This window comes from Lactococcus formosensis (assembly GCF_037892375.1).
Lineage (GTDB): Bacteria > Bacillota > Bacilli > Lactobacillales > Streptococcaceae > Lactococcus > Lactococcus formosensis.
This window is the reverse complement of sequence record NZ_CP141721.1, coordinates 327122-343414: the sequence shown is the minus strand read 5'-3', so window position 1 is coordinate 343414 and position 16293 is coordinate 327122. Positions and strand designations below refer to the sequence as shown.

Genomic DNA, 16293 nt, shown 5'->3' with positions numbered 1-16293 from the left:
TAAGAAGTTTTGTTAATATCATAAAAGTTCAGCAGAATACAGAGGGAGGAGTTAAAGGAGAGAAATTGTCCTGTCAACATATATTTTCAGTAGATAAGGTTAACCTAGAGTTGCTCCAGTAATTCTGCTATAATAAAGCTATGACAACTTCAAATATAGATCGTATATCAAACGTCATCCGCACGCAGGATATTCTACGTCGGCATGACTTTAACTTTAAGAAAAAATTTGGTCAAAACTTTTTGACAGACCATAATATTTTGACAAAGATTACAGCTACTGCAGAACTTTCAGATCAAGTCAATGTGATCGAGATTGGACCAGGTATCGGTTCGCTCACGCAGTATTTGCTTGAAGAGGCAGCAGAAGTAATGGCTTTTGAAATTGACAAAACCTTGATTCCGATTTTGGAAGAGACTTTGGCACCTTATGATAATTTTCAACTTGTGAATGCTGATGTTTTGAAAGTTGATATGCGTGAGCATATCAAGAACTTCAAAAATCCTAACTTACCTATAAAAGTTGTAGCGAACCTTCCTTATTACATTACTACGCCTATCCTCATGCACTTGATTGAATCCAAGATTCCTTTTACAGAGTTTGTAGTGATGATGCAAAAAGAAGTCGCTGATCGTATAGCAGCTAAACCAAGCACAAAGGCTTATGGCTCGCTTTCGATAGCGGTGCAATATTATATGGAAGCACAGGTCGCTTTCACTGTACCTCGCACAGTGTTCGTGCCAGCGCCTAATGTAGACTCTGCTATCTTGAAGATGACACGCCGTGATCAGCCGTTGGTTACTGTGAAAGATGAAGATTTCTTCTTTAAAACCATGCACTCAACTTTTGTTTACCGCCGTAAAACTTTGATGAACAACTTACAATCTGCCTTTGGTAAGGATAAAAAACCACAAATTACTGAACTTTTGGCTCGAGCTGAGATTTCGCCAACCATACGTGCAGAAGCACTCTCAATCCCAGAATTTGCACGCTTAGCAGATGCTTTACTTCCTCTCAAAGAAGGAGAATAAATAAAATGGATAAGCTGTCAAAAATTTTTCAAGCGATAAAAGAAGATCCGCAAAATACTCTATATACGGCACAAGGTATTGACCCACTTTACGCCGTACATCAAGAAGCAAAAATACTTATTGTAGGTCAAGCACCAGGAATTCGGGCACAGGAGACTCGCCTTTTTTGGAATGACCCTTCTGGGGATCGTCTCCGTGAGTGGCTTGGGATTTCTTATGAAGAATTTTACAGCTCATCCAAGCTTGCCATCTTACCTATGGACTTTTACTTTCCAGGAAAAGGAAAGTCTGGTGATTTACCGCCAAGAAAAGGCTTTGCGGAAAAATGGCATCCTTTATTGATTGCAGAGATGCCTCAGCTAGAGCTGATTATCCTCATTGGTTCTTACGCTATTCCTTACTACCTTAATGTCCCGAAACAGACGCGAATTACTGATGTTGTTCGTAATTTCGAGCAGTATCTACCGGAATATTTTCCTCTGGTACATCCTTCACCACGAAATAATATTTGGTTGCGTAAAAATCCATGGTTTGAAACGGAAGTATTGCCAGAGTTGAAAATAAGAGTGAACAACCTCCTTGATTGAAGCAAGGAGTTTAGTTTTGTTTAAGGAATTGTTAATATAATGCATATAAATAAAGGAAAGCGCTCTCCGACGGTGAATAGGTGAGCGCTTATTTTTTTATTTAATTTCAAAAGACATGGTGACATGATCGATTCCAGCTTCTGTGAAGGTATCGCCTTGTGCTTGAAAGCCGAATTTTTCATAGAGACCTTTGGCACTGAGTTGCGCATGCAAAGTTAAAAGTGTAAACCCAGCTTGATTACAAAAGTCAAGAAGACTTTGTAAGAGGACATTTGCATAGCCTTTGCCACGTTCCTCTTTTAGAATGGCCATTCGTTGGACAACAGCGTGTTTCTTATCCTCGCTATCTACCAAAAGACGAACAGTTGCTAAGGCTTTACTATCCTCGTAACCTACAAAGTGCACGGAATGTGCCTCATCAATAGGACTGCCGACTTCTAAATCAAAAGGAACACCTTGCTCCTTCACAAAAACAGTATTACGAATACGTAATGCATCACAGTATATTTCCGACATGGTGTCGCGGGTTTGCTTGACTTGCATAAATTTCCTCCCGAAATCTTGAATTTGCGTAAAAATCTTATTTCAATTATAATATAAATAGCTTTAAAAAAAAAGAAAGGGCGCCTTTTGCCCTTATTAGTAGGATATTATGTTTAAAAACAGTAAATTATTTTTTTGGACAGTAGAAATTTTAGCAGCGACCCTGCTTATTTTTATGCTCATGCAACTGGAATTTCTCTTCCAACCGGTCAAAACTCTTTTGGCCCTGCTCTTTATTCCCTTCATCATCGCGGGTTTTCTTTACTACATCTTCAAACCCGTAGTGACTTATATGGAAACCCGTTGGAAAATTAAACGTTTCTTTGCGATTTTGATTGTCCTATTTACCTTGTTCGGGCTGGTGGTTTGGAGTATTGCGTCCATTATTCCTAATGTCGTTTCTCAGTTAAGCAGCTTGATTGATGCCAGCACAAAAGCTTTTCCTGAGTTTCGCCATTGGATTGAATCGTTGCAAAACGATCCACGATTTGCTCACATTTACCACCAGTTGGATATTAATAGTATGATTAGCAATATTAATGTATCTTATACCGATATCCTGAACAACTTGCTTAAAAATTTGACGGACAGTGTTGGAAGTATCGTAGGTATCATTTCCTCGGTAGTTATGGTTGCTATCTTAGTTCCTATCCTACTTTACTATATGCTAAAAGATGGTGAAAAGTTACTTCCTTCTTTGAAACGCACGATTTTTCGTGAAGATCCACTTGGATTCGTTGAACTTCTTGAGAAGATGAATGCGACAATTTCTCGTTATATTTCGGGCGTTGCTTTGGACTCACTTTTGGTCTTCATCTTTGTCTTTGTAGGTTATATGCTGTTCGGTATTCCTTATGCCTTCTTATTTGCTAGCTTTTCAGCTATTACCAACTTGATTCCTTATGCGGGACCTTATATTGGCGTTTTACCAGTAATTTTCACTCTGGCGTTTACACAACCTTGGACAGCTGTACTTGCTGTCGCTTATGTTTTGATTCTACAACAGATTGATGGCAATCTAGTTTATCCTAAGATTGTAGGGAATGCTGTTCGCGTCCATCCTGTGACAGTCATGGTTTTAATGCTGGTTTCAGGAAGTTTGTATGGGATTCTAGGTATGATTATTGCCGTACCTGTCTACTCATTGGTTAAAGAAATTGTGAAGTTCCTTGCTGGGCTATGGCACAATCATCGTGAGCAAGAAAAGAAAAAAATATTTCAAAACGATTAAACTATGATATAATAGTTTTCATATTACTAAAAAATAGGAGTAAAAATGGCACACCCTGACCCCGAGAGCACCTCGATAATTTTACAGATTTTATTACTTGTTTTTCTTACTGCTTTGAACGCATTCTTCTCAGCAAGTGAGATGGCACTCGTTTCTCTATCGCGATCGCGTGTAGAGCAAAAAGCGAGTGAAGGCGATGAGCAGTATCAATACTTGCTAAGTGTAATCGATAATCCGACACACTTCCTGTCAACTGTTCAAGTTGGTATTACCTTCTTGAATATCGTGGCGGGTGCAAGTCTGGCTGATACTTTAGCTGTTCAGCTTGCACCGCTATTTGGTAACACAAGCTTTGCTCAAACCTTAAGTAAAATCATTATCTTGGTTATTTTGACTTTCTTTACTATTGTATTTGGTAAGCTTTTTCCTAAACGTATCGCACAGGCACTTAAAGAAAAAGCGGCCTTGAAAATGGTTCGTCCTCTGATGGCGATTGGTGTGGTTTTAAAACCGTTCATTTGGTTGTTGACCATTACAATAAATGGGCTTGCAAGAATCTTCCCAATCAAGTTTGACAGCAGTGATGATGACATGACACGTGATGAGATTGAGTATCTCGTGCATACCGATGAAACTGCCTTGGATGATTCTGAACGTGAAATGATTACAGGTGTTTTCAGTCTTGATGAACTTGTAGCACGGGAAATTATGGTTCCACGTACGGATGCCTTCATGATTGATATCAATGATGATCCACGAGAAAATATTGAGAAAATGCTCAGCGAGTCTTACTCTCGTGTTCCTGTTTATGACGACGACAAAGACAATATTTTAGGGATTATTCACACCAAACGTATCTTAGCTCGAGGCTTTGCTGACGGTTTCGATAATATTGATTTCCGTGAGATGTTGCAAGAACCTCTCTTTGTTCCAGAAACCGTCTTCGTCGATGACTTGATGCTTCAGATGCGTAATACCCAAAATCAAATGGCTATTTTGTTGAACGAATATGGGGGCGTTGAAGGTATCGTCACACTTGAAGACTTGATTGAAGAAATCGTTGGAGAGATTGAAGACGAAACTGATATCGCAGAAGCAGAAGTTCATAAGATTGGTGAGAACATGTATGTGGTTCAAGGTAAAATGACCATCAATGACTTTAATGATGAATTTGGCACACATTTGGTCAACAAAGATGTAGACACAATGGCTGGTTTCTTCCTTTCAGAAACAGGGCAAATACCAGAAAAAGGTCAACAAGTGATGTGTAAGATTGATAACTTAGAAGATCATTTCTCGCTCACAAGTTTAGAAGTAGATGGAAATCGTATATTAAAACTTCGTGTGGAGTTCGATGTAGAGCTTCCTGAATAAAAAACAAAGATAGATTAGCTTTAATCTATCTTTTTGTTTTTACTGTCCTGACTTTCTCAAAAAAACTATGATAAAATGTAAAAGAAATAAAGATATAGAACAGAGGAGGAGATATGAAAAGAAAAGAACATCTGGCTATTGTTATAGCTATTTTTATTGCAACATTTATGACATCTGTTGAGGTTACAATTGTGACCACAGCCATGCCAACGATTATTTCACAGTTGAAAGGTCTAGAATTACAAAGTTGGGTTTTTGCTATTTATTTACTGATTTCAGCTATTGCCACACCAATCTATGGAAAGTTGGCGGATAATCTGGGGCGGAAAAATATTTTTATCTTTGGACTTGTTTCTTTTGTGATCGGTTCGGTACTTTGTGGTATCGCACCCAATATGCTATTCCTTATTATTTTTCGAGCGCTTCAAGGTGTGGGGGCCGGAGCGGTTATGCCTCTGACATTCACAATTATAGCTGATTTATTTGATTTTGAAGAGCGTGCAAAAATTATGGCGTTGAATAATACAGCTTGGGCGATTTCAGCTTTAGTAGGCCCGTTACTTGGCGGATGGATTGTTGATACGTTGGGTTGGCACTGGGTTTTCTTCATCAATGTGCCCTTGGGATTGATCACACTTTTGCTTACAATTTTTGGTTATAAGGATGTACACGAAAAAACAGCAAAACAACCGATGGACTGGGCAGGTATTGTCTCTCTATCTGTACTTTTAGTTTCATTATTACTGATGTTTCAAGAAATGTCAGCTTCCACAATCAATTGGCTATTAGAGCTTGTGCTCCTCCTTTTGATTGTTGCGGCCAGCATCATTTTTATTCGCACAGAGAAAAAAGCAGTCGATCCTTTATTTAATTTAGAAATGTTTAAAACAAGGACTTTCAGTATTCAGATTATTATTTCAATGCTTTTAAGTGGTTGCTTGATTGCTTTCAATATTTATTTTCCTATTTGGCTACAAGCCATTTACCGCGTTCCAGCCTTTGTTGCAGGTCTTGCATTAACACCTACATCATTGTTTTGGATGGTAACCAGTTTCTTTGTTGGTTTTCTTTTACGACGTTTTGCGCCGAAGAGACTTTATACAGTTTTAGTAGGTATTCTTATCCTTGTCTACATTCCCCTAGTTCTTTCAAGTGTTGCTTTCCCAATCGAAGGTTTTTACATTATTTCAGCTTTCACAGGAAGTGTCATGGGTGTTATACTCTCAACAACAACACTTTTGGCGCAAAAAATGGTGCCTGCTGAAATGGTTGGTCAAGCAAGTTCTCTCGTTGTGTTAGGACGAACTTTAGGTCAGGCAATGATGACCGGGATATTGGGGCTAGCATTTTCCTTAGGCATTAATGCAGGACTAAGTAAATTTCCTGAAGTAAGTTTTAAAAATGTTAACGAGTTTATCAGTACAGCTTCGAATGCAGTTGTTCCAGATAAAATTCATGGGCAATTAGAACAAATCGTTCTGGGGGCTCTACACAATGTTTTCTTCTTAGCTTTACTTCTTTGCATAATCACTTTTGTGGTAAATCTGTTTGATGATGGAAAATTAAGAGCTTAGAAAAGAAGTTGATAATAAGTAAGATTTGAGGTATGATAAAAGCATACTGAAGAAGAGGAAAAGCTTATGACTGATACAAATATTGAAGAAGCCAAAAAAGTAACCGGCCTAATTCATTCCACAGAATCCTTTGGTTCTGTAGATGGTCCAGGCGTACGTTTTATTGTTTTTATGCAAGGTTGTCAAATGCGTTGCAAATACTGTCATAACCCAGACACGTGGGCGTTGAAAAACGAAAAAGCAACGACACGTACGGTAGAAGATGTGATGGACGAAGCACTTCGTTTCCGGGGGTTTTGGGGTGAAAAAGGTGGAATTACTGTATCGGGTGGTGAAGCCATGTTGCAAATTGACTTCGTCATCGCTCTTTTCCAATATGCTAAAAGTTTAGGTATTCATACTACTTTAGATACTTCGGCTCGTCCATTTAGAACAGACGAATATATTACTTCTCGTATTGATGAGCTTCTTGATGTTACAGATCTTGTCTTGCTGGATTTGAAAGAAATTGATTCAAAACGTCATAAGGTTTTGACGGGACATCCTAATGAAAATATTTTAGAATTTGCCCGCTACCTTTCTGATAAAGGACAAGCCATGTGGATCCGTCACGTGCTTGTACCAGGTGAAACGGATATTGACGAAGATTTAGAAAAGTTAGGGGAATTTGTTAAGACCTTGGATAATGTATTGAAATTTGAAATCTTACCTTATCATACGATGGGGGAATTCAAATGGCGCGAACTAGGCTGGAAATATCCACTTGCTGGTGTTAAACCACCGACAAAAGAACGTGTGTCCAATGCAAAATCAATCATGGGTACAGAAACTTATCAAGAATATTTAGAGAGAATTAGATAAAACTTGAAGGCCACATTTGGCTTTCAAGTTTTTTCAGTGCCAAGATTAAGGCAAGAACACTTCCAGTAATAGATTGAAAGCGTGCGTAAATCCTCTTTTTTTGATATAATGAAGCGAATATAAATATATAAATGAGGTAAAAGAAATGTCAGATAAAATTTTTGTCTTTGGTCATCAAAAACCAGATACAGATGCAATCGCATCATCTTATGGTTTCTCATATTTGAGCAACCATCGTCCAGTTGGCGCTTTGAATACAGAGTGTGTTGCATTAGGTACACCTAATGAAGAAACACAATTTGCTTTGGACTATTTTGGTGTGGAAGCACCACGTGTCGTAACATCAGCAGCAGCTGAAGGCGTGGATACAGTTATCTTGACGGATCACAATGAATTCCAACAATCAATCGCAGATATCGCTTCATTAAATATCTTTGGCGTTGTGGATCACCACCGTGTGGCAAACTTCAACACTGCTTCTCCTTTGTTTATGACAATTGAACCTGTTGGATCAGCTTCATCAATTGTTTACCGCAAATTCCTTGAAGCAGGTGTTGAGATTCCACGTGAAGTGGCTGGACTCTTACTTTCAGGTTTGATTTCAGATACATTGCTTTTGAAATCACCAACAACACATGCAACTGACCACAAAGTTGCAGAAGAATTGGCAAAAATTGCTGGTGTTGACCTCCAAGAATATGGTATGGCTATGCTTAAAGCTGGTACAAACTTGGACAACAAGTCAGCAGATGAACTCATTGATATTGATGCAAAAACATTTGAACTTAATGGCAGCCGTATCCGTATCGCTCAAGTAAACACAGTTGAAATTCAAGATGTACTTTCTCGCTTACATGATGTCAAAGTTGCCATCAAGAAAGCAATGGAAGTTGAACATTATGATGACTTTGTCTTCATGATTACAGATATCGTAAATTCTAACTCAGAAATTGTCGAAATCGGGAGTCACAAAGATAAAGTTGAAGCAGCTTTCCACTTTACGTTGGAAGACGACCATGCTTTCTTAGCTGGTGCCGTTTCACGTAAAAAGCAAGTTGTACCACAACTTACTGAAGAGTTTAACAAATAATGCCTATTCGCGTTTTTAATGAAAATAGGCTGACCTGTCAGCCTTTTTTCTTAAAACTGATTAATTATCTGCAAGTACATGAAGATGTAACGTTGCGTCAAATTCATAAGGTATTTGAGCAAGAGAGAAACTTAGATCGCCAGCTTGACAGCTTCATAGCTGCTGGCTTTATCTGGCGTAAAGATAAACGTTATGGCAATAATTTTAAGGTTTTTACTGATGCTGACTTTGATCTTTCTTCAAAAATAATGCCTATATCTGTTAATATCTATGAAGCGCCATTTTTTGTGGCAGCTGGAAGTCAAGTGGAGCAGAGGCTTGAACAGTCAATTGTCCAGCAAAAGCTGAAAAATAAAACCAACGCTATTACGTTACATTTTTCAAGTCGGTATGATTTGTCCACAGATAGCTTATTTAATTATTTTTACAAGGTAGCGCATCATTTGCCTCTCACAATGCTTGAACAGGAAGTCTATCAGCTTATGGGCGATGTTGATCCGGAGTATGCTCTGAAATACATGACTAGCTTTTTGCTCAAGTTTACACGTAAAGATGTTGTTAAAGCGCGACCAGATATTTTTATCAGGGCTTTAGAAAAATACGGCTATATCTCCGCAGTAGGTAAACGAGAGTTTGCGTCAAATCTTGCGTTTGACGACACACTCCAACTAGAAGAAATTTATTTTGATTTCCCTCAAGACTTCATCACTGCTCAAATCCAACAAACAAAGGTATTAAATAACTTCATTTCCATAGGAGGATAAAAATGAAATACGAAAAATTGTTACCCCGTTTCCTTGATTACGTCAAAGTAAACACACGTTCAGATGAAAATTCAACAACAGTTCCATCTGTCCCTGCTCTTGTCGATTTTGCTCATAAAATGGCGGATGAGATGCGCGAAATTGGTATCCAAGATGTACACTATCTTGAATCAAACGGTTATGTTGTAGGAACTATCCCAGCAACAACAGATAAAAATGTCCGTAAAATTGGTTTGATTTCTCACATGGATACAGCAGACTTTAATGCAGAAGGTATCAATCCTCAAATCCTTGAAAACTATGATGGAGAGTCTGTTATTAAACTTGGTGATTCTGGTTTCAGTCTTGATCCAGCAGAATTCCCAAACTTGAAAAATTACAAAGGTCAAACATTAATCCATACAGACGGCACAACACTTTTGGGTGCTGATGACAAGTCTGGTATCGCTGAAATCATGACTTTGGCTGATTATTTAATCAATATTAATCCTGAGTTTGAACATGGAGAAATCCGGATTGGTTTTGGTCCTGATGAAGAAATCGGTACAGGGGCTGATCGTTTCGATGTTGAAGACTTCAATGTTGACTTTGCTTATACTGTTGATGGTGGACCACTTGGCGAATTGGAATATGAAACATTCTCAGCTGCTGGTGCTGTTTTGGAATTCCAAGGTAAAAATGTTTACCCAGGTACAGCCAAAAATACAATGGTTAACGCTTTGCAATTAGCAATGGATTATCATGCACAATTACCAGAATTTGATCGTCCAGAAAAAACAGAGGGACGTGAAGGTTTCTTCCACCTTTTGAAATTAGACGGTACTGTCGAAGAAGCGCGTGCGCAATACATCATTCGTGACCATGCAGAAGACAAGTTTAATGAACGTAAAGCATTGATGCAAGAAATCGCTGATAAAATGAATGCTGAACTTGGTTCTGAACGCGTAAAAGCGACAATCAAAGATCAATATTACAACATGGCTCAAGTTATCGAGAAAGACATGTCCATCATTGATCTTGCCGAAGAAGCAATGAAAAACTTGGATATTGAACCAAAAATTGAACCTGTTCGTGGTGGTACAGATGGTTCTAAAATTTCCTTCATGGGCTTGCCAACACCAAACATCTTTGCGGGTGGTGAAAACATGCATGGCCGTTTTGAGTTTGTAAGCTTACAAACTATGGAAAAAGCAGTTGACGTACTTCTCGAAATGCTCAAACTCAATAATAAAGTTGAAAAATAAGGCATAATAAGCTAAAATAGTTCTTAAGGTTGGAAGGGTTATCTTTCCACAAGTTAATTTTTGAGCACTACAGTTTTCTAATAAATAAATCTATGAACAAGTCGCCTTCTGGCGGCCTGTTTTAGGTTTTTCTTAAAATTGTCGCACAATTATAACGAATTCTAGTTATGATTGTTCTATTCTATCTTTTATAAAAGACAGTATAATTCACTGTTGAGATTTATGGTAGAATGACTAGCTCGCCTTTACTTATGGTAATTATACAAGTGCTTTAAGCTACTTGATTTACAAATATTTTCAATCAGTCAATCTGATTATAAAAAAAGGAGGACATTTGATGTCTGATAAAGCAAAAGGGAAACTTTCTCTTGTCGGCTTATGCCTGATGATCTTCACGTCAGTATATGGATTTAACAACATCCCACGTGCATTCTACATGATGGGTTATGCTGCGATTCCATGGTATATCGTAGGAGGATTATTCTTCTTCCTGCCCTTTGCCTTCATGGTAACTGAACTTGGTTCAGCGTTCAAAGAAGAAAAAGGTGGGATCTATTCTTGGATGGAGAAAGCAGTTGGTCCAACTTTCGCCTTCGTCGGAACATTTATGTGGTACGCTTCATATTTGGTGTGGATGGTCAACGTTTCAAATGGTATCATGGTACCCATCACAAACATGATTTTTGGTAACTCGCTTCATGTACCAGATCCATGGATTCTCTCAATCATTGCTATGATTTGGGTTGCTGCAATCACTTTCTTTGCACTTCGTGGTTTGGATGCGGTTAAAAAATTCGCTACCCTTGGTGGTATAGCTGTTCTTTCATTGAATGCGATCCTCCTGATTTGTGCTCTGTTAGTTCTTGTTCTTAATGGACATCCAACAACACCAATTACTGCTGAAGCTTTTGTAACCAGCCTTAACCCTAACTTCAATAACAGTTCAGCGATTGGCTTTATTGCCTTCATGGTATTTGCCATCTTTGCTTATGGTGGTGTTGAAGCTGTTGGTGGTTTGGTTGATGAAACAGACCAACCTGAGAAAAACTTCCCTCGTGGTGTTGTAACATCAGCACTTATCATTGCCATTGGTTATTCTGTAATGATTCTCTGTGTTGGTTTCTTCATGAACTACCAAACAGGCGGCGCATTCTATGAAGGCGTAAAAGCTGGAACAATCAACCTTGGTAATGCGGGTTATGTAACAATGCAATATCTTGGTGAAGCGCTTGGAGCTGCCTTTGGTATGAGCCATTCAGGTGCGGTAGTTATCGGTTCAATCCTTGCCCGTTACATGGGTCTTGCAATGTTGCTTTCATTGATGGGTGCTTTCTTTACATTGATCTACAGCCCTGTTAAACAAATTATTTCTGGTACACCAGATAAACTTTGGCCAGGTCGTTATGGACAACTTGATAAAGAATCAGGTATGCCTAAATTTGCGATGGTTATCCAATTTGTCATCGTCTTTGTCATCATCTTATTGAATATGCTTATTAACCTTGGTGGTGGTGCAGAAGCAGCAGCGAAATTCTTTGCAATCTTGACAAACATGGCCAATGTTGCAATGACATTACCTTACCTCTTTATCGTCATTGCCTATGCAAAATTCAAACTCAATGACAACATCGAAAAACCATTCACACTTTACAAATCTAAAGGTGTAGCGATGGCGGCTGTAACGGTAACATTTCTAGTTGTTGCTTTTGCAAATGCCTTCACAGTAATCCAACCAATCACAGATTACTTTGCTTTGCCAGTTGCTGAACGTTCAGCAGTTCTTGGCGATACAATCCAAACAGTGGTATCAATGATTGCTGGTCCAGTTATCTTTGGTTTGGTAGCCTTCTTCATGATGAACCGCTACAAAAAACGTTACCCTGCAGAATATGCTTCATTAACAGATCTTTCTGAAGATGAATTACATAATGCCAAATAAAAAAGAGCAGCTTAAGCTGCTTTTTTTATTGGAAAACATAAAAATGCCGATGAGGCATTTTTTTAAAGAAATTGTTCAGCTACGGCTCTATCACCAGGATAAGGTACTCGCTTATCATTGACTAACTGGAACTTGTCCGCACCCTTTCCGGCAATAATAACAGCATCATCTTTATCTGTTACACGTTGAATAGCCTGTTTTATAGCTTCTGCTCGGTCTCTTTCGAAATCACAAGAACGAGAAACATAACTTGCGATTTCATCAGCAATAGCTTTAGGATCTTCGTGGTTAGAATCATCCTGCGTGAGGATCACTTCTAAACGTTCATGTGCTTCGATAACTTGGCCAAAATCTTTACGGCGACTTTCACCTTTATTACCTGTAGCTCCTAAAACCAAGACGATTTTACCGCTATGATGTGGTTCAACAACAGATACTAAGTTTTTCAAACTAATGCCATTGTGAGCATAATCGACATAAATTCTTGCACCGCTTTTTGTAGTTAACATCTCCATGCGTCCAGGTACAACGGCTTTCGCTAAGCCGTTTTTAATTTGTTCGATTGTTGCTCCTAGATGTTGGGTTGCTAAAGCTGTAGCTAAGGCGTTTTCTTGGTTAAATTTTCCAAGCAAACGAATGTCAAAATGGTCAGCTATTTTACCACTTGTTGTAAAATCGTGTGCATGAGAAGCGATGATTTGATTGTCAGACATTTCGCCGTAAAAATCATGCGGGATTTCGAGTTCTTCTAATTCTTGTTTAATCACATTGAAGTGGGTCATTTCACTGTTGGCCACAAAGTAATCCGAATGATGTAAAAGTTGTCGCTTGCAGTAAAAATAATCTTCGAGTGTAGGATGTTCCACGGGGCCAATATGGTCGGGAGAGATATTAAGGAAGACGCCAACATCGAAGTTAATAGCATAGACACGTTCGGTTTTATAAGCTTGTGAACTTACTTCCATCACAAGATGTGTCATTCCATTATCCACAGCTTGGCGCATCATTTTGAGTAAATCAAGACTTTCGGGTGTAGTCAACTCAGATTTGAAGAAATTTTTCCCATCAAGAGTTGTTTCTGCTGTAGAAAGCAAAGCTGTTTTTTGCCCGTTCATTTCATCTAAGATTGATTTAGCGAAGTAAGCAGAAGTTGTTTTTCCTTTCGTACCAGTTAAAGCTAAAATTTTGAGTTCATTTTGTGGATAATCATAAAAGGATTGGGCGAGGAGACTCATTGCGCGTTTGACATTGGAAACAATGATTGCAGGAATCTCCACTTCATAGTCTGTTTCTGAAATGTAGAACGGTGCCGCTAAGTTTTCTAAATATTCCGCTTTAAAATTTAACCCTTTTGCAAAAAACAGGGTTGATGCAGAAGTATTTCGGCTATCATAGCTTAGTTGATCGAAGGTTAATTCTTCCTCCCAGTTATAGTAATATTCTTTTTCGAAGACGATTTCGTGAAAGTTATCATCTTTTTTCAGAATTTCTAAAACATCATGTATTTTGATCATGGACTTTTCTGCCTCCTTTATTTACACCATTTAACTCTGGAGAGAGCTAAATTTTAAGGTACTTCACTTAAGTGTGGTTAGGTGCTTTTTCTTATACGTAGGCTTAATTATACCATTTTCACTTGTGTTTTTCTCACTTGGTAGACGTTTTAGTATTTTCTATTACAGGGGACTATACCCTAACAGGAGGTATTTATCTTGGCTTTCTTGATTTTATTAAAGTCTCTAAGCTTTTAATTTCTTGTTCTAGCTTCTGAGCAATTTGATAGGATCCGCACAGTTCAAAAAAATATTGACATTTTTTCATTGTTTTTACAGCGCTTGTATCTCCAAAACTTACTTCAAAAAACGCTTTTTGATATATGAAATTTACTCTATCAAAAAGATCATCTTCTGGAATATTTAAAGTGCTAATAAAATACAGTAGTTCTTCCGCTAAGTATTTCTGCCTCTTTTTTATAAAAATCTCGAGGACGTTTATTACGGACCTTAATTGTGCTTTTTGAGTGAGAGGGTAAATGTTTCTGCATCGCGCTGTTTTAAGTATTTTATGGCTAAACTTTGATAAGGTACCTAAGTCAAGAAATACAGCTATGTCACTCAACAAATCAAATTCATATTCGCCCCATATTTTGATGTTCTTTAAGTAGTGTTTAATAACAGTAAGACTTTTAGGAGAGAGGTGGTAATGGGAATCTAGCTGCTTCATGGTCGCCTCTAATCGGAATTTATCAAATTCTAATCTTTGAGTGGAAGGCGAGCTTTGTATAAGTGATTTTTCATATCTTTGGATAATTTTTTGAAGATGGAGCATATTACTGTTTAGGTGAGCCATATGACGTTCTTCAAACCAGTCCCAGGGATTGAGTTGGACATTGAGATGATGGAAAAATTCATGAGGAGAAACGTTTATGTTATTCAAGAGATAGAGCAAAACAAGACAGGAAACATGGCTCCGTCCGTTTTCAAAATTAGAAAGTTGAGAAATGGAGATGCAGTCCTTCGCCGCTTCCTTAAGTGCGAAATTTTTAGAAGTACGAAAATAGCGATATGTTTCTCCTATGGGTAATGTTTTTTTCATAAATGACTCCTAGAATTTTAATATTTTTATGCTTTAAAACTGAGGTAAATTAACAATAAAACGCTTGGTTATGGCAATTTCTCCATTAACTAAGTTAACAAAGAACTGTCAATATATAGTAATTTAAGCCTAAGTTATAACTGTCTTTAGCTGTAATGTTGTTATAGACTAACTATAAGCGATATAAATGGATAGGATTGATTAAGTGCTTCAACTATTATTCGTATCTTTGCTGAAAAATTCACACATAAAATATCATAGCCACAGAAAGGAAAATTTAATGAAAAGACAAACTAAAAAAGCGATAGTTGGTATGATTGCGCTCACTCTCTTATTTTCGACAGTTGGACCGTCTGTGACAGGGCTAGTACAAGCGAATGATATTCAAGTAAGTCAACAACAAAGTGAAATTTGGGATTCGCTTGAACAGATTACCTTTGACGAATCTGACTTGGCTTTTTTACAACAAAAAGAAAAAGAATTGATGGCAAGTCAAAACGTGCCATTATTGGCACCGCGTGCTTTTTCTATCCGAATGGTTGGAAGGAATTTGGAAGGCTTGTGGCATCGTTCATCAGGGATGCGCAGGGCTTTAACGGCGGTAGGGTTTGGTTGGACACAGATTAAGGCTCTCGCGCGTGGTGTTTATGTCTATAGTTATGGCGCAATTGCGTCTAAAATAGCGACTGTTGCAGCATGGAATTGGGCACTTGGTGCTGTGATAGGTGTTTCAGCAGGTGCAGCTATCTATACAATGGGGAATTTCCGGCTTTTTTATTAATCATCCTTATGAATAAAAATAACCAAACTTATATTTTTAGCGCTCTAATTTTCCTTGGTGCTAGTTTTCTTATCATTGTTTCAGAGGAAAGTGTATTCACGAATTTGGATTCGCTTTTAGGGCTTCTTTTGATAATTCAGAGCAGTTTCATTCTGAATTACATTGGTATCTTCATCTTCCAAAACGTGGCATTCATGGAAAGAACAGCGGAGTTAAGCTATTACAAAAAACAACTGCCAAAAATTCAGACTCTTTCTTACCTGATGGCTTTATCTTTTTTTACTGTAGCTTTGTCCATGGATTTAACTGTAGCTTTGTCCATGGATTTAACTGTAGTCCTGACAACGGTCTTCTTGATAGTGACGAATGCTGTAATCCGGGCTTATTTTGCCAGTGCTCGCATATTAAAGTTAATGGAGGTCGAACGACAGATAAAGGATTATCTTTTTGAAGGAATTTTGGGTTTTGCCTTCATTCTTCTGACAACTTGCTTTAATCGTTATACTGTGGCATTTTTTTCAATGCTTCTTTTGAGTCGAACATTCTGGAATTTTAAACGAATTGTAGATCACGATTCAAGTAAATAAACGTACACAACTACTCTATCTGAAATTTTCCCGTGGTATAGAGCTTGTCTATCCTAGATATGTTATAAACTTTTATTGTCAAAAAAGCCTAC

The 16293-nt window shown here is 38.0% G+C and carries 15 protein-coding genes; 12 read left to right on the top strand and 3 right to left on the bottom strand.

Features of this window, described 5'->3' with window-relative positions:
- Window positions 1–140: 140 nt before the first annotated feature.
- Both rsmA and VNN39_RS01655 read left to right on the top strand, forming a co-directional pair.
- The gene (gene rsmA / locus VNN39_RS01660) at window positions 141–1031 is read left to right on the top strand and encodes a 16S rRNA (adenine(1518)-N(6)/adenine(1519)-N(6))-dimethyltransferase RsmA (protein ID WP_338997750.1); all 891 of its coding nucleotides are present in this window, start codon (window positions 141–143) and stop codon (window positions 1029–1031) included.
- Between the two features lie 5 nt (window positions 1032–1036).
- Complete coding sequence (locus VNN39_RS01655) at window positions 1037–1618, top strand: uracil-DNA glycosylase family protein (protein ID WP_165713143.1); 582 nt, start codon at window positions 1037–1039, stop codon at window positions 1616–1618.
- Window positions 1619–1714: 96 nt separating this feature from the next.
- Here the strand turns inward: VNN39_RS01655 and VNN39_RS01650 are convergent, their stop codons facing one another.
- On the bottom strand, window positions 1715–2161 hold the full coding sequence (locus VNN39_RS01650) for a GNAT family N-acetyltransferase (RefSeq protein ID WP_338997748.1): 447 nt from the start codon (window positions 2159–2161) through the stop codon (window positions 1715–1717).
- 109 nt (window positions 2162–2270) lie between these two features.
- Here VNN39_RS01650 and VNN39_RS01645 point away from each other — a divergent pair, with 109 nt between their 5' ends.
- From VNN39_RS01645 to yjeM, 8 genes are all read left to right on the top strand, one after another.
- The gene (locus VNN39_RS01645) at window positions 2271–3392 is read left to right on the top strand and encodes an AI-2E family transporter (RefSeq protein WP_252175594.1); all 1122 of its coding nucleotides are present in this window, start codon (window positions 2271–2273) and stop codon (window positions 3390–3392) included.
- 45 nt (window positions 3393–3437) lie between these two features.
- A complete protein-coding gene (locus tag VNN39_RS01640; protein WP_338997747.1) occupies window positions 3438–4766 on the top strand; it encodes a hemolysin family protein in 1329 nt (442 codons plus the stop codon).
- A 113-nt stretch (window positions 4767–4879) separates the two neighbouring features.
- Window positions 4880–6340, top strand: coding sequence for a DHA2 family efflux MFS transporter permease subunit (locus VNN39_RS01635; protein ID WP_270740631.1), 1461 nt, complete (start codon window positions 4880–4882; stop codon window positions 6338–6340).
- Window positions 6341–6406: 66 nt separating this feature from the next.
- On the top strand, window positions 6407–7201 hold the full coding sequence (gene pflA / locus VNN39_RS01630) for a pyruvate formate-lyase-activating protein (RefSeq protein WP_017368825.1): 795 nt from the start codon (window positions 6407–6409) through the stop codon (window positions 7199–7201).
- Window positions 7202–7346: 145 nt separating this feature from the next.
- Window positions 7347–8291, top strand: coding sequence for a manganese-dependent inorganic pyrophosphatase (locus VNN39_RS01625; RefSeq protein ID WP_014024319.1), 945 nt, complete (start codon window positions 7347–7349; stop codon window positions 8289–8291).
- A complete protein-coding gene (locus VNN39_RS01620) occupies window positions 8291–9055 on the top strand; it encodes a DUF1803 domain-containing protein (protein WP_338997746.1) in 765 nt (254 codons plus the stop codon). The genes VNN39_RS01625 and VNN39_RS01620 overlap by 1 nt, the downstream gene beginning before the upstream one ends.
- Before the next feature lie 2 nt (window positions 9056–9057).
- Complete coding sequence (gene pepT, locus VNN39_RS01615; protein WP_339007174.1) at window positions 9058–10299, top strand: peptidase T; 1242 nt, start codon at window positions 9058–9060, stop codon at window positions 10297–10299.
- 337 nt (window positions 10300–10636) lie between these two features.
- The gene (yjeM, locus tag VNN39_RS01610) at window positions 10637–12238 is read left to right on the top strand and encodes a glutamate/gamma-aminobutyrate family transporter YjeM (RefSeq protein WP_165711433.1); all 1602 of its coding nucleotides are present in this window, start codon (window positions 10637–10639) and stop codon (window positions 12236–12238) included.
- 62 nt (window positions 12239–12300) lie between these two features.
- On the opposite strand, the gene VNN39_RS01605 is transcribed toward yjeM, so the two are convergent.
- Window positions 12301–13752 (bottom strand): UDP-N-acetylmuramoyl-L-alanyl-D-glutamate--L-lysine ligase, encoded by a 1452-nt coding sequence (locus VNN39_RS01605; protein WP_165711432.1) that lies wholly within the window; start codon window positions 13750–13752, stop codon window positions 12301–12303.
- Window positions 13753–13945: 193 nt separating this feature from the next.
- Entirely contained in the window at window positions 13946–14833 is an 888-nt protein-coding gene (locus VNN39_RS01600; RefSeq protein WP_338997744.1) for an Rgg/GadR/MutR family transcriptional regulator, read from the bottom strand.
- Between the two features lie 280 nt (window positions 14834–15113).
- Here VNN39_RS01600 and VNN39_RS01595 point away from each other — a divergent pair, with 280 nt between their 5' ends.
- Window positions 15114–15614: a hypothetical protein gene (locus VNN39_RS01595; RefSeq protein ID WP_165711430.1), complete on the top strand. Its 501-nt coding sequence runs from the start codon at window positions 15114–15116 to the stop codon at window positions 15612–15614.
- Between the two features lie 8 nt (window positions 15615–15622).
- Window positions 15623–16201 carry a hypothetical protein gene (locus VNN39_RS01590; RefSeq protein WP_338997743.1) on the top strand — a complete coding sequence of 193 codons (579 nt, stop codon included), beginning with the start codon at window positions 15623–15625 and terminating at the stop codon, window positions 16199–16201.
- Window positions 16202–16293: the final 92 nt, after the last annotated feature.

Bases quoted from the DNA above. Each gene is read 5' to 3' on its own strand.
- rsmA (WP_338997750.1), top strand. From the start codon at position 141: ATGACAACTTCAAATATAGATCGTATATCAAACGTCATCCGCACGCAG.
- VNN39_RS01655 (WP_165713143.1), top strand. From the start codon at position 1,037: ATGGATAAGCTGTCAAAAATTTTTCAAGCGATAAAAGAAGATCCGCAA.
- VNN39_RS01650 (WP_338997748.1), bottom strand. From the start codon at position 2,161: ATGCAAGTCAAGCAAACCCGCGACACCATGTCGGAAATATACTGTGAT.
- VNN39_RS01645 (WP_252175594.1), top strand. From the start codon at position 2,271: ATGTTTAAAAACAGTAAATTATTTTTTTGGACAGTAGAAATTTTAGCA.
- VNN39_RS01640 (WP_338997747.1), top strand. From the start codon at position 3,438: ATGGCACACCCTGACCCCGAGAGCACCTCGATAATTTTACAGATTTTA.
- VNN39_RS01635 (WP_270740631.1), top strand. From the start codon at position 4,880: ATGAAAAGAAAAGAACATCTGGCTATTGTTATAGCTATTTTTATTGCA.
- pflA (WP_017368825.1), top strand. From the start codon at position 6,407: ATGACTGATACAAATATTGAAGAAGCCAAAAAAGTAACCGGCCTAATT.
- VNN39_RS01625 (WP_014024319.1), top strand. From the start codon at position 7,347: ATGTCAGATAAAATTTTTGTCTTTGGTCATCAAAAACCAGATACAGAT.
- VNN39_RS01620 (WP_338997746.1), top strand. From the start codon at position 8,291: ATGCCTATTCGCGTTTTTAATGAAAATAGGCTGACCTGTCAGCCTTTT.
- pepT (WP_339007174.1), top strand. From the start codon at position 9,058: ATGAAATACGAAAAATTGTTACCCCGTTTCCTTGATTACGTCAAAGTA.
- yjeM (WP_165711433.1), top strand. From the start codon at position 10,637: ATGTCTGATAAAGCAAAAGGGAAACTTTCTCTTGTCGGCTTATGCCTG.
- VNN39_RS01605 (WP_165711432.1), bottom strand. From the start codon at position 13,752: ATGATCAAAATACATGATGTTTTAGAAATTCTGAAAAAAGATGATAAC.
- VNN39_RS01600 (WP_338997744.1), bottom strand. From the start codon at position 14,833: ATGAAAAAAACATTACCCATAGGAGAAACATATCGCTATTTTCGTACT.
- VNN39_RS01595 (WP_165711430.1), top strand. From the start codon at position 15,114: ATGAAAAGACAAACTAAAAAAGCGATAGTTGGTATGATTGCGCTCACT.
- VNN39_RS01590 (WP_338997743.1), top strand. From the start codon at position 15,623: ATGAATAAAAATAACCAAACTTATATTTTTAGCGCTCTAATTTTCCTT.